12 protein-coding genes are annotated in these 13,629 nt (G+C 45.0%); 4 read left to right on the top strand and 8 right to left on the bottom strand.

Annotated features, from left to right (window positions below; genetic code table 11):
* Positions 1 to 126 precede the first annotated feature (126 nt).
* The 7 genes from corA to lptM all read right to left on the bottom strand — a co-directional run bounded on the left by corA (position 127) and on the right by lptM (position 6,817).
* Positions 127 to 1,077, bottom strand: a complete 951-nt coding sequence (gene corA / locus WDV75_RS20340) for a magnesium/cobalt transporter CorA (protein WP_273559668.1) — start codon at positions 1,075 to 1,077, stop codon at positions 127 to 129.
* Positions 1,078 to 1,165: 88 nt separating this feature from the next.
* Positions 1,166 to 3,331 (bottom strand): DNA helicase II, encoded by a 2,166-nt coding sequence (gene uvrD, locus WDV75_RS20345; RefSeq protein WP_273559670.1) that lies wholly within the window; start codon positions 3,329 to 3,331, stop codon positions 1,166 to 1,168.
* A gap of 46 nt (positions 3,332 to 3,377) precedes the next feature.
* Positions 3,378 to 4,094, bottom strand: a complete 717-nt coding sequence (gene yigB / locus WDV75_RS20350) for a 5-amino-6-(5-phospho-D-ribitylamino)uracil phosphatase YigB (protein ID WP_273559672.1) — start codon at positions 4,092 to 4,094, stop codon at positions 3,378 to 3,380.
* A complete protein-coding gene (xerC, locus tag WDV75_RS20355) occupies positions 4,094 to 5,008 on the bottom strand; it encodes a tyrosine recombinase XerC (RefSeq protein ID WP_189759407.1) in 915 nt (304 codons plus the stop codon). The genes yigB and xerC overlap by 1 nt, the downstream gene beginning before the upstream one ends.
* Positions 5,005 to 5,709 (bottom strand): DUF484 domain-containing protein, encoded by a 705-nt coding sequence (locus WDV75_RS20360; RefSeq protein ID WP_273559675.1) that lies wholly within the window; start codon positions 5,707 to 5,709, stop codon positions 5,005 to 5,007. Before WDV75_RS20360 ends, xerC begins: the two co-directional genes overlap by 4 nt.
* A gap of 48 nt (positions 5,710 to 5,757) precedes the next feature.
* Positions 5,758 to 6,582 carry a diaminopimelate epimerase gene (gene dapF, locus WDV75_RS20365; RefSeq protein ID WP_273559677.1) on the bottom strand — a complete coding sequence of 275 codons (825 nt, stop codon included), beginning with the start codon at positions 6,580 to 6,582 and terminating at the stop codon, positions 5,758 to 5,760.
* A 37-nt stretch (positions 6,583 to 6,619) separates the two neighbouring features.
* Positions 6,620 to 6,817, bottom strand: a complete 198-nt coding sequence (gene lptM / locus WDV75_RS20370; RefSeq protein ID WP_189759404.1) for an LPS translocon maturation chaperone LptM — start codon at positions 6,815 to 6,817, stop codon at positions 6,620 to 6,622.
* Between the two features lie 78 nt (positions 6,818 to 6,895).
* Between lptM and cyaY the strand changes: the two genes are divergently transcribed.
* Complete coding sequence (gene cyaY, locus WDV75_RS20375) at positions 6,896 to 7,216, top strand: iron donor protein CyaY (protein ID WP_273559680.1); 321 nt, start codon at positions 6,896 to 6,898, stop codon at positions 7,214 to 7,216.
* 115 nt (positions 7,217 to 7,331) lie between these two features.
* Here cyaY and WDV75_RS20380 read toward each other — a convergent pair whose 3' ends face one another.
* Positions 7,332 to 9,950, bottom strand: a complete 2,619-nt coding sequence (locus WDV75_RS20380; protein ID WP_273559682.1) for a class I adenylate cyclase — start codon at positions 9,948 to 9,950, stop codon at positions 7,332 to 7,334.
* An 833-nt stretch (positions 9,951 to 10,783) separates the two neighbouring features.
* On the opposite strand from WDV75_RS20380, the gene hemC reads away from it, so the two are divergent.
* From hemC to hemX, 3 genes are read left to right on the top strand one after another with little or no spacing between them, the layout of a single operon-like run.
* Positions 10,784 to 11,725 carry a hydroxymethylbilane synthase gene (gene hemC, locus WDV75_RS20385; RefSeq protein ID WP_273559684.1) on the top strand — a complete coding sequence of 314 codons (942 nt, stop codon included), beginning with the start codon at positions 10,784 to 10,786 and terminating at the stop codon, positions 11,723 to 11,725.
* The gene (gene hemD, locus WDV75_RS20390) at positions 11,722 to 12,462 is read left to right on the top strand and encodes a uroporphyrinogen-III synthase (protein WP_273559686.1); all 741 of its coding nucleotides are present in this window, start codon (positions 11,722 to 11,724) and stop codon (positions 12,460 to 12,462) included. Before hemC ends, hemD begins: the two co-directional genes overlap by 4 nt.
* 11 nt (positions 12,463 to 12,473) lie before the next feature.
* A complete protein-coding gene (hemX, locus tag WDV75_RS20395) occupies positions 12,474 to 13,628 on the top strand; it encodes a uroporphyrinogen-III C-methyltransferase (RefSeq protein ID WP_420497521.1) in 1,155 nt (384 codons plus the stop codon).
* The last annotated feature ends 1 nt before the right edge of the window (position 13,629 follow it).

Consider the following 13,629-nt stretch of genomic DNA (forward strand, 5'->3'; position numbering starts at 1 on the left):
CCCCCGCTTCGCGGGGAGATATCAAGTTTCATATAGTGTTCTTGAAGTTTAATGCGTATATGCTTTTGGGGTAGTGGAAACAGCCGACAAAGCAATTCATTAGAAAATAGATAGCGGGTGAGATGGCTATAGCCAGTTTTTGCGTTTGAAGTAAAGGTAAGGAGCCAAACCCGCTGCTATCATCAATCCAATCGCCGCAGGATAGCCGAATGTCCAATGCAACTCTGGCATAAATTCGAAGTTCATTCCATAGCTGGATGCGACCAGCGTGGGTGGCAGGAATACCACAGAGACAACGGAGAAGATCTTGATAATGCGGCTCTGTTCGATGTTAATAAAGCCCATCGCCGCCTGCATCAAGAAGTTCACTTTCTGGAACAGGGATTCATTGTGCGGCAGCAACGATTCAATATCCCGCAGAATTTCACGAGCTTGTTCCAACTGATTGGCAGGCAAGCGGGCACGGCGCACAAGGAAGTTCAGGGCGCGCTGGCTATCCATCAAGCACAAGCGGACTTTCCAGCCAATATCTTCCTGTTCAGCAAGGTTAGATAACGCAGAATCAAACTCATCGCCCTGTTTGCCATTCATAATGACCCTGCTCAGGGATTCCAGCACGCTATAGATGTTTTCAATAACATCAGCCAATTGTTCGATCTTAGTTTCGAACAAATCCATCAACAGCTCATAAGCATTTCCATCAACCATCGTCTGGTTACGGGCACGCATTCGGTATAATCGAAATGCAGGGAGTTCACGCTCTCGCAATGTGTAGAGACGACCGTCACGGATAGTAAATGCGACTGTCGAGTTGCCAGCATGGTCTTCGGCATCTTCAAAGTAGAAGAATGAATGGACGTGCATACCATCTTCATCTTCAAAAAAACGGGCTGATGCCTCAATGTCATCCAACTCGGTGCGGGTCGCCAGGACTTGTCCCAGCTCATTCTGGACACGGAGGCGATCATTATCCCCCAGCCCCACTAAATCTACCCACATGGAGTCTGATAACTTATCACCTTCTTCAAGTTCAAGACGGAGCAGGCGATTATTCTCTAATTTAAATGCGTTCAGCATGTACCATAAGTCTCCTTATACTCCCTACGTTTATCGTAAGGCGCGAATGTTACGCTTAGAAGAAAAAGTCTGTCAACTTTCGACCGGATTATTGGCCTGTTTCGAGTCTGGCATAAGCGGCTACCAGCCACTTAATACCTTCACCCTGAAACGCGATTTGCAAGCGGCAATGTTCCCCACTACCTTCTATATTGATAATCGTCCCTTCACCAAATTTGGGATGACGTACACGCTGTCCAAGAGCATAACCACTGTCATTGGCACTGATAGGTGTGCCCAGCCGTTTGTGGCTGACCGGGCGGGATACCGTTGCTCGCAAACGAACTTCTGCCACGCATTCTGTCGGTAATTCTCCAATAAAACGGGATGGGCGATGATGGACTTCCTTGCCATACAAACGACGGCTTTCCGCATAAGTCAGCGTCAATTTTTCCATCGCCCGAGTAACGCCTACATAGGCCAGACGACGCTCTTCTTCCAGCCGACCGCCTTCTTCGATGGACATCTGACTCGGAAACATGCCCTCTTCCATACCGACAATAAAAACTTGCGGGAATTCCAAACCCTTCGCTGAATGCAAGGTCATCAGTTGCACCGCATCCTGATAGGCATCCGCCTGACCTTCCCCCGATTCAAGCGCAGCATGGGAGAGGAAAGCCTGCAATGGCAGCAGGTTTTCGTCCTCGTCCTGATAACTAAATTGACGGGTTGCTGTGACCAATTCTTCAAGGTTTTCAATACGCGCTTGCGCCTTTTCGCCTTTTTCCTGTTGATACATCGCCCATAGGCCAGAATCACGGATAATGCGATCGGTCTGCACATGCAACGACATCTCCTGTGTTTCTGTTTCCAGCGCATCGATCAATTCGATGAAGCGTTGCAGTGCAGATGCCGCACGTCCAGCCAGCACTTTTTCCTGTATCAATACCAGACTACTTTCCCACAAAGTTTTTTGCTGATCTCGCGCAACCTGACGCACCACATCCAGTGTTCTGTCGCCAATGCCACGTGTAGGTGTATTCACCACGCGCTCAAAAGCTGCATCATCGTGACGGTTTGCGACCAGACGCAAGTAGGATAAGGCATCTTTGATTTCCTGGCGTTCGAAGAAACGCTGGCCGCCATAAATACGGTAAGGCATGGAAGCCTGCAATAAGGCTTCTTCCAGAACGCGGGATTGAGCATTGCTTCGATACAGGATCGCACACTCTTTCAGTGCACCGCCATTATCCAACCAATGCTTGATACGGCCGACAACATAACGGGACTCATCCAATTCATTGAAGGCGCAATAAAGTGAAATTTGCTCTCCCTCGCTGCCTTCTGTCCACAAATTCTTACCCAAACGATCACTGTTATGAGCAATCAGGGCATTGGCCGCTTTAAGGATATTGCTGGTCGAACGGTAATTTTGTTCCAGACGGAGCGTTTCCGCTCCCTGAGAATCCTTGAGGAAACGCTGGATATTTTCTACCTGTGCACCACGCCAGCCATAAATGGACTGGTCATCATCCCCGACAATCATGACCTTACCGCTATCACCAGCCAGAAGACGGATCCAGGCATACTGAATACTGTTAGTATCCTGAAATTCATCCACCAGAATATTCGTGAAGCGTTCACGATAATGTTGCAGGATTTGTGGCTTGTTCAGCCAAAGTTCATGGGCGCGTAGTAACAATTCGGCAAAATCCACCAACCCTGCTCGGTCACAGGCTTCCTGATAAGCCTGGTAGATTTTCAGCCAGGTTGCCTCTACCGGATTGCCATAACTTTCAATGTGCTGTGGACGCAATCCTTCATCTTTTTTGCCATTGATATACCACATTCCCTGACGGGCAGGCCACTGTTTGTCATCCAGATTCATCGCTTTAATGAGGCGTTTGATGAGGCGGTGCTGATCTTCGCTATCGAGGATCTGAAAATCCTGCGGCAAATTTGCATCAAGGTGATGGGCGCGCAACAAGCGGTGAGCAAGGCTATGGAATGTACCAATCCACATACCACCCTGACTGGTGCCAATCAGGTTTTCAATTCGGTGCCGCATCTCAGCAGCCGCTTTATTGGTAAACGTGACCGCCATGATAGAAAACGGCGAGGCATTTTCAACTGACAGTAACCAGGCAATCCGATGAACCAGCACGCGCGTTTTACCACTGCCAGCACCAGCCAGTACCAACATATTACTACGGGGAGCTGCGACCGCTTCACGTTGTTTATCATTGAGGCTTTCGAGCAGATAAGAAACGTCCATAATTACCGTCAGTTGTTAATGTTTTTATATAGATTTCGATTTGAAATTATATCAGTGCTACCAAAGAAGCCAAATCAGAAATCTCAATATGTGGCACCAGACGCCCCTCTGGTTCCTGCATCAAGTTTTTATTCTCGATGTTGATCCAACAGGCTTGCATACCACTACAAAGTGCTCCTTCGACATCTGTATTCAGATTATCCCCCACATGCAGGATCTGATTTATAGGCAGGTTAAGCCGCTCTGCCGCGAGCTGGTACATATCAGGGTAAGGTTTGGAACGTCCATCTATGCCCGCTTTCAAAACAAATTCAAAGTAACGGGCAAGCCCACATGCAGCCGGTTCCGCGTTCCCATTGGTAATTGCCACTAACGGCATTTTTTCCGCCAGTATGGACAAAGTGTTATGGGTAGATTCTGGCACAGCGATTTGATTACGCCAGTACATAAAGCAAGACATAATTTCATTTGTACCACGTACGGTTTCTTCATCATTGAAACCCTGGTGGGTAAACATCAGTTCTGCGGACTGCCGACGCCATGAAGTTACATCATGATAAATATCAGGTTCCCGTTCAAGAACCGCCTGACGGTATAAATGCAGATCTTCATGCTCAAAGTGACCGAATTTGGCATCGTACTGCCTGATAAAACACAACACTTCTTTTTCGGTTTTATCGATTACAGGATGGTTATCGTAAAGCGTATCATCCAGATCGAATGTCATCGCAGCAAATGGCGCGATAGGCCGATAAAAACGCATTATGATTTTCCTCGTTTGGCTCTGGGGTGAGCCACATCATAGACTTTGGTCAAGTGCTGAAAGTCCAAATGGGTATAAATCTGGGTGGTCGACAGGTTCGCGTGCCCCAGTAATTCCTGCACGGCACGCAGATCTCCGCTGGACTCCAGAATATGTGTGGCAAAAGAGTGACGCAATTTATGAGGGTTAACATGGCTGCTAACACTTTGCCGAATCCCCCATTGTTCAAATCGTTTCTGTACATTACGGGCAGAGAGACGTTTTCCGCTTTTGGAGGAAATGAAAACCGCATCATCTTCCGGCTCAAGTAATCCCCGCATTTCCAGCCAACGCTGGAGCCATTCCTGCGCCATACGGCCAAACGGCACCTTACGTTCTTTGCTGCCTTTGCCATGTACCCAAACTTCCCCGCCTTCCAAATCCAAATGGCGACAATCCAAGCCCACCAGTTCAGATAAACGCAATCCCGCGCCATACATCACTTCCAGCATGGCCCTGTCACGCACTGACAGCAGATCGTTCAGATTAATATTGAGCAGTTGGTTAATTTCATCCACATCCATATTTTTCGGTAAGTGGCGTTTTTTATGTGGAGTACTCACTGTTTTAGCCGGATTAGCCGCCAGCTTATTTTGCATTACCATCCAGTCAAGAAAACTGCGCAAAGAAGACAAGCGCAAAGCGAGGCTGGCAGATTGCAAGCCTGCCCGCCGACTGCGGGAGGCAAACATTTTGACTTTAGCCGGATCTAACTCCTGCCACTCAAGTATCCCCATCTCCAATGACATTTCCGCCAAAACGACTAAATGGCGTCGATAGTTCGTGATCGTCACAGGGCTTAAACGTCGCTCAACCCGCAAATAGTGCAAGAAGCCTTCCACGGGTGCTAACAGTAAATCAATCGGCTGAGTCATGCGCGTTCAATCCAACGGGACAACAAACCCGGTAATAACTTCGCTAAATGGGCGAGAATGTCCGTTCCCATGCCTTCGTGATAGTGCTGTTTATCATGGCTATTGAAAATGACCATACCCAAATCCCCTCGTGATCCTAAAAGGGAAATGGCCACTGAGCCAACATGACGTGCCTGTGGCATCAACAATAAAATCTCTGGGCCATGCAATCGGCCAAGATAATGATTCTTTTCGCCAAATCGCTTAATGCGGACGGGTTCAAAGGACTGACGGGAAATCGCCAGTTCCGGTACATTCAATGGTGCGCCAAGATGCCATTTATCACTAAACAATCGAATATAACTGTTACTCAACCCCAAAGTTTTTGACCATGAAGTTAAGCAGGACAGAAAATCCTGCAAGCTCTTGGCACCAGAGAGATCCGACAGTAATTGCAATAGGTTACTGAACAGCGCTTCATTCTGTTTCGCCTGCGCTATCAAATGGTTCAGATCGTCTTCCAAATAACAGATACGTTTCCTCTGGCGGTTCATATGCCATTCCATTAAAGAGACACTGTCCCGCACTGGATGAGGAACTCTTATCTTATCGATCATACTGGCATTACGGATAAAAAAATCTGGATTATTCAATAAATAATCCAAGACTGCTTGATCATCCAGCCTGTTTTCGATGTGCAATGGATCGTCTTTTTCACTCATTTTCCAATGCCCCATATTTCGAGAGAGACTCTGCGAATACAGAATCAATCACAAATGAATCGTACCATCATAGACGTGGGTTGCAGGCCCAGTCATAAAAAGTGGTTTACCCGCCCCATCCCAACGAATTTGCAGTATCCCACCCGGAAGATCAACCCGAACCTGATTATCCAACAGCTCCTGCTGGATACCGACAGCTACTGCGGCACACGCGCCACTGCCACATGCCCGTGTCTCACCAGCACCGCGCTCAAAAACACGCAACCGAATATGGCCCCGATTTATTACCTGCATAAAACCAATATTGGCGCGTTCAGGAAAACGTTCATGGCTTTCCAATGCAGGCCCCAATATTTCTACTTCAGCAGTGTCCACATCCTCAACCTGTATGACACAATGAGGGTTCCCCATCGACACAACGCCACACAACACCGTCCGTTCAATAGCGCGGATAATATAGGTTTTCTCAGCCTTATTGGCGCGAAACGGAATATGCTGCGGCTCAAAATCCGGCTCTCCCATGTTGACACAGACCTGATCATCATTTGTGATGCTTAATATCATTCGGCCTGCTTGTGTACTGACCTTGATATCACGCTTATTGGTCAACCCTTTGAGACGGACAAAACGGGCAAAGCAACGTGCCCCATTACCACACTGGGAAACTTCACTGCCGTCAGCATTAAAAATGCGGTAATGAAAGTCTAAGTCAGGATCATAGGGGGCTTCAACAATCAAAAGTTGATCAAAACCCACCCCCGTATTCCGGTTAGCCAGACGGCAAATTAACTCTGGAGAAAAATAAACATTTTGGGTCACTGCATCAACGACCATAAAATCATTACCAAGACCATGCATTTTGGAGAACTGCATATACGACTCCAGAAGAAATCACATTACCCAATCACTATTATGCATTCATCGATATATTGTCTTTTAATAAGCTGTTTTCTAACAACTTTTCTGACTGCACCTGATCCATTTTATGCGTAGGTAGCTGTGTTGCAGATGTTTCCGCTGGAGGAAAATAGAGAGGCCCTTTCAAGCCACAACCAGCCAGAGAAAGTAATGTTATGATAGCCAGTGACCAACGAAGTTGTTTTTTCATTATATTAATGCCTGTGATTCATGCGCCAATACTCTCTATAATCGCAGCTAGGCCCTGAAAAGCAAATAGGAAATAAACATGAACGATAGCGAATTTCATCAATTGGCTGATCAATTGATGTTTCATATTGAAGAGCAACTGGATAATTACGATGGTGATACGGATATTGACTATGAAACAAATGGCGGTGTGATGACGCTGAGTTTTGAAAATGGCAGCAAAATCATTATCAACCGCCAAGAACCTTTCCATCAGATATGGCTGGCAACCAAAAATGGTGGTTACCATTTTGATTATCAGGATAGCCAGTGGATTTGTGACCGCAGTGGTAATAATTTTATCTCCATGCTGGCACAAGCCATTACTGAGCAAAGCGGTGAGCCATTCCAATTTTCGTGACTATACCAATCTGACTGCAAGATGCATTTCATCAAAACCAAATAAAAATAATGAGTCAACGAAAGACATCTAATAAAAGCGCCTGATAAAACAGGCGCTTAAACAATTGATCACATCAATAGTGATATAAAGAATGATAAGGATCGTGTGCATGTACCCCACAGGTTTTATCAAGGCGCTCGTCAATATGAAGCCTGGTATCATTCGCTTCTATATCAGCCACCGGATACACTCCCTCTATAAATGGAGTGACATGGGTACGCTCACCTTTCTTAACGATTTGATAAAACTGTGGCAGGTTGAAATTGACAAAGCTAGAGCCATAAGTAAAACGATCATGTGATGATGAATAAAACCGGCTGATATCTCGCACTAACTCTTCTTTACTGCCTTCACAATGGGAATAAATTTCCACCCGATTTGATTCATCAAGAATATAAATATTGAACCCTTGTTTGTCTTCAATATCTTCGAAAAAGAACTGGATAATACCTTCACAAGCAAAACCGTCTATTACAGGCGGTAAGTGTTTTTCTTTGGTGTCAATTTTGACTGGCAGTCCATGCAATTTGGTGTTGGAAATCGCACCATAGAATTCCACTGCATTTTCCAATTTTTGTACCGAAACGTTTAACCGTTCGAAGAATAATCCCCATGTTTGCCCTGAGATGCGTAATGCCTTAAAACGGTTTGGATCTTGTCGGTTACTGGACAGGCGTAACTCTATACACTCCGAAACTAATTGCTGGATACGCGTGCGGATCAATCCACGTAAGTGTTTGCTATAACAGAAAACTTCAACATCAGATGGCGGTGCTGCATCTTGATGCATTTTTCCCAATATGGTTTTCAATGCTTCCAATACCGATTGCTCGCCATTGAAATGCAAGGTTCTTACTTCATTCCATGAATTACGGTAAAGCAAATCAATGCTACCTACCAAACATTGCTGCAACTCGCCAAAACTGAAAACATTCAGGTTCCTTAAATCAAAGCGAACGATTTGATCAGAAAATGCAGTCGTTGGATCTTGTTCTAAATTGACAATGATCGCCAAGTGACGAATTTCACACGGACTGTATAGTGCTTTTGGTGTAGGGGCAGGTAGACGGATTGGGAAATGAGCGGCAATGTCATCCACCAAATCACATAATTTCTGCCTGTCACACTGAGAGCCACCGTGATGAATATGGAGCCGAGTTTCTTTAGCCAACAGGCCATTGAAATAGGTCCAGGAAACCAATTTATTCAGATAGCGATTGTATTCCAATGGTTGATGACCAGTGATCGATTCAATCGTGGGAGCATGGTTATAAAGATACCAACCACTACGGTTTACTCGCCCCGGAGGGACATAGATGAAGGTCAGATCCTTTTCCGACAGATCCGGTGATATCTGAGGATTCACCAAAGTCACTTTACCGGGCAATGCTTCAAAAGCCGCATACAATTTACGTGTCAATACGCCAATATCCTGTGGGCTGGCACTCACACTCAAATTATTACGGCGGGCAAAACGGATTAAGTTGCGATAGCTCTGCATCATGGTATCAAGCAATTCATTATGGGCATCACGCACCTGCTCAATTTTCCATGCATTACGGTTATCCAGCATAGCCAGTTTACTCTCATCCCAACCCCATTCGCGCACTAACTGGGACATAACCTGACGACGCCATCCTGTACAACCTTTATCATTCTGGCCTGCCAATAATTTCTCACATACCTTCAGATAAAAACAACGACGCGCCAAATCAAGGCGCGCAAGGTCATTCGTGGCAGTCAGGTAGCGGGTTACACGCTCCAGCATCATGCTATAGGCATCGAGACCAAAAGAAACAATTGCACCGTCATGAAAATATTGCTTCATTTCCATCGCCAGAAGCTTTCCATTGGGATATTCCCATGAATAAGCTTCCAACAGCAGGCTTTTCAATACAGCCTTATAAGGAGAGTCCACGCTCTTGTAAAGTTGCCAGAGGCTTGCCCCAAAATATTCTTCTGCGGACAATTCTCCCAAGCCACCCAGATCCAACCATTCATTTGGCGTCAACACACCTTGAGCATAGAGAGAAAGGACGTACTCATCATAATGAGCCTCCTCTTCCACAGGAACCATTGCCCACAACAAGCGCTTGCCAGCCAGACAAACCGCTGTGCGATAAAATTCATCCAGCAGAAGGATATGTTGGGTAGAACCGCAATCTTCACCGTTCAAACTACCACAGGCATTATGCCGAAAACGGTTTTCATCAATCAGAAAAAAAGTAACCTCAGTACCCAGTGAAGCCGCCCACTGTTCTATCAAGGTACATTTTTGTTCCAGCAAAGCTTTCTCGTCACTATCTAACCAAGATTGATGACAAACCCAAATATCTAAATCAGAAGAACAACTTTGCCCGATAGAAGACGTGCTGCCCATGGAATAAATTCCTGTAATCGGCAATTCACCATTAGACGTATGTGACGATACATCTGGCAGGACACCTGTCAGCTGACTATCCAGATCATTAATCCAAAACTGCTGTGCTTCATCAGGCATAAAAAAACAAACGCCATGAGGAACATCGCTTTTGATATAACCTGGCATCATTGGATGATGATAATGTAATAATACTGGAATTAAACTATAAACTTGCTTGAAAGCGTCACTCATTAAGCTCGTAGCGCGCTCTAATCTAAGTTGGTTAATTGCATCCAGTCGCTGCTTCAGCGTTTCAATATAGAGATACAAGAGTTTCGCCTGATATCAGTTCCAGTGCCCAAAGTAGTCCCCTGTTTCCGATAACGCATGGTATTACAAGATTATTTAAAATTATTTTTACAAACTTATTGTCGGAAACGTGATCAATTTAACACCTTGCAATCAAAGCGTAAAGTACGCAATACCATCTTTCCTCTTCACCTGCAATAGCCAAAATACAATTAACTCATTGTAAAATATTAAGTTAATCACGAAACAGACACAATAATATGTTTTTTTAGCACAACGATTACCGTTGATTATTTTTCATATCGTAGTTGTAAAGCATTGTAAATACATCACTCTTTCATCAATATTTAACTGAATAATATTTTTCTTATTGTTAAATATTCTCACCGCTTTTTATCATTAAGATAATCACAAATTTCAATTTGCTTTTAAATCAATCTCTTTGTTTATTTTCTCCATTCAAATAAAATATTATTTTAATATTTAAAATTATTTTTATTTCATAAATTGTATACGCATTAAACTTCAAGTTGCCATTGACAACACGCTATAAAACCTGATTTCTCCCCGCTTTGCGGGGAGAAATCACACGCATCTTGCAGTTAGATTGGTATATACCCATATACTATTTTGATTTTTTCTGGCTTTTTCGTAACTGGAAAAAAAATCATTGAGATGTTAAAACTGGCACTATTTTCTCACTAATTGGTGACTAAAAACCCTTATTTTCCATCAAATCAAGTTGCGTAGTCGTTAATGAAACGGTCAATAAAGCAACAAAAATTGCAAGATGAAGAATATAAAAATCATTAGTGAATACAGTCACCCAATATACTTACCTAATAGATTTATCCATGACAATGAAAACCATTCGCATCGCTACCCGCCAAAGCCCATTAGCTATGTGGCAAGCGCAATATGTTCAAAAGCAACTGAAACACTTTCATCCAGAACTGCAAGTAGAACTGGTTCCAATGGTGACACGCGGCGATATTATCCTCGATACGCCATTAGCAAAGGTGGGAGGAAAAGGGCTGTTTGTGAAGGAACTGGAATTAGCTCTGCTCGAAAAGCGAGCTGATATTGCCGTCCACTCCATGAAAGATGTCCCTGTCGAATTTCCTGATGGTTTGGGATTGGTCACAATCTGCGAACGGGATGATCCACGGGATGCTTTTGTTTCAGTAAAATACGCCTCGCTCGATGACCTGCCGACTGGCAGTGTTGTGGGTACGTCCAGTTTACGCCGCCAATGCCAAATCCGTCAGCGACGTCCTGATCTTGTCGTTCGTGACTTACGCGGTAATGTCGGAACCCGTCTGAACAAGCTCGATAACGGCGATTATGATGCCATTATTCTTGCAACAGCGGGCCTGAAACGGCTGGGGCTGGAAGAACGCATTCGTATGCCATTAGAGCCTGAGTTATTGCTGCCAGCCGTCGGCCAAGGAGCGGTAGGTATTGAGTGTCGGCTCGACGATCAGCAAACCCGTGAACTGCTGTCGCCCTTGAACCATGCAAGAACAGAAGATTGCGTTCTCGCTGAAAGAGCAATGAACACCCACCTTGAAGGGGGCTGTCAGGTACCGATTGGCAGTTATGCCATCTGGCAAGGAGAGAATATTTGGCTACGCGCGCTCGTGGGCTCTCCTGATGGCACAGTGATCGTACGCGGTGAAAGAGTGGTTTCAGCCAAAGAAGCCCGTCAAGCGGGTATCGCATTGGCGGAAGAGTTATTGGAGAAAGGCGCACGCCAGATTCTGGCTAGCGTATACCAGAGGAACCTACCGAAATGAGCATTTTGATCACCCGCCCTGTTCCCGCAGGAGAGGAATTGGTCAAGCGACTGCGGTCTATTGGAAAATCAGCCTTCAGCGCTCCCCTCATTGCCATTCATCCGGGGGCAGATTTGCCATTACTGCCACAAAAACTGCAATGGCTATCTGCGGGAGATCTGGTTTTTCTATTATCAAAAAATGCTGTTCATTATGCCAATGAACAGCTTATTCAAACAGGCCAGTCATGGCCTGAACAGCTATCCTATTATGGGATCGGCAAATCAACTTCCCTCATGTTTCATCAATCAACTGGATTGGAAATCTTCTATTCTAAGCAAGGTGAAACCAGTGAAGATCTACTACAACTCCCCACGTTACAGTCAATGGACAATAAAAAGGTTTTATTGCTCCGAGGCAATGGCGGTCGTGAAGTGATTGCCTCAACATTAAGGCTCCGTGGAGGTGTAGTCGATTACTGTGAATGTTATTCACGCCAGCCAGTTAAATACGATACCGCCGATTTCAGTCGTCACTGGCAGCAATGTGGTATAAAAACCATCGTTGTCACAAGTGGCGAAATGCTGCAACTGTTATATAACTTAGTCACTGATAGCGATGGAAAAACATGGTTACTGAATTGCAAGCTGATTGTGGTCAGCGAACGTCTTGCTCATATCGCCCAGACGTTGGGCTGGCAAACAATACAAGTCGCCAAGAGTGCAGATAATGACGCCTTAATCCAGGCACTGGAATAAATTAATATGGGATGTCCATTATGACGGAACAAAAAAAGACGGAACAAAAGCAACCTACCGATGCGGTTAAACGTTATGGTTGGTTAGGTAATACGCTTTCAATTGCCATTTCTTTGGCGATAGGTGTTGGTGGTCTTTATATTTATTATCATGGTCAACAGCAGAATGCAGCATTAAAAGCCGAAAATCTCGCTCTTCAACAAGAGATGGCTTCTCTGACACAACAGCAATCTGCCGAGCAGCAAAACTTTGGCACCAAACTCCAAGAGTTGACGGATTCTTTACAACAAGCCAACTCACAAAGTGAACAGCTCGATGGCCGCATGGCAGAGCTTCAAAAACGTGTTTCGGCATTTTCAAATACAGATATTGAAAACTGGCGACTGGCACAGGCAAGCTCCCTCGTTAAGATGGCTGGCCGAAAAGTCTGGAGTGAACAGGATATTACTACTGCCATCGCCTTGTTGAAAGATGCCGACCAGAACCTGGCTGAAATGGATGATCCCAGCCTGCTCTATGTTCGTAAGGCTATCATGGCAGATATCGATTCTCTGACCAAAATCAAACAGATTGATTTAGATGGTATTATCCTGATGCTAAATCAGCTATCAAACCAAGTCGATAACTTACACCTTGCCAATAAAGTAGAACAAGCCATATCGGAGAAGGCAAACGATCATGGGATCACAGCTTCCCTCTCTGATTGGCGCCAGAACCTGAGCAATAGCTGGCACAGCTTTATGGATAACTTCATTACCATTACCCCACGTGATAACAGCAAAGAGCCATTGCTGGCACCTAATCAAGGCGTTTACCTGCGCGAGAACATTCGTTCCAAGCTGTTGATTGCTGCACAGGCGGTTCCTCGCCATCAAGTTAAAATTTATCAGGACGCATTGCAAGATGTGCAAGCTTGGGTGAATGCTTATTTTGATACCTCTTACCCGGAGGCAGAGAACTTTTTAACAAACGTTGTCTCACTGCAAAAGAAACCGTTATCCATCGATGTGCCTGAACAGCTGAGCAGCCAGCCCATATTGGCAGAACTGGTTCGTAAGCGTATTTATAATTTACCGCATTCCAAGCAATCCCAAACTGAAACACAATCACAGCCAACGACAACAGAAGCCATCGATCAAGCAAAAACATCCGTTGGGGAGAGCTGAA

The organism is Xenorhabdus griffiniae, assembly GCF_037265215.1.
GTDB classification, from domain to species: Bacteria; Pseudomonadota; Gammaproteobacteria; order Enterobacterales; family Enterobacteriaceae; genus Xenorhabdus; species Xenorhabdus griffiniae.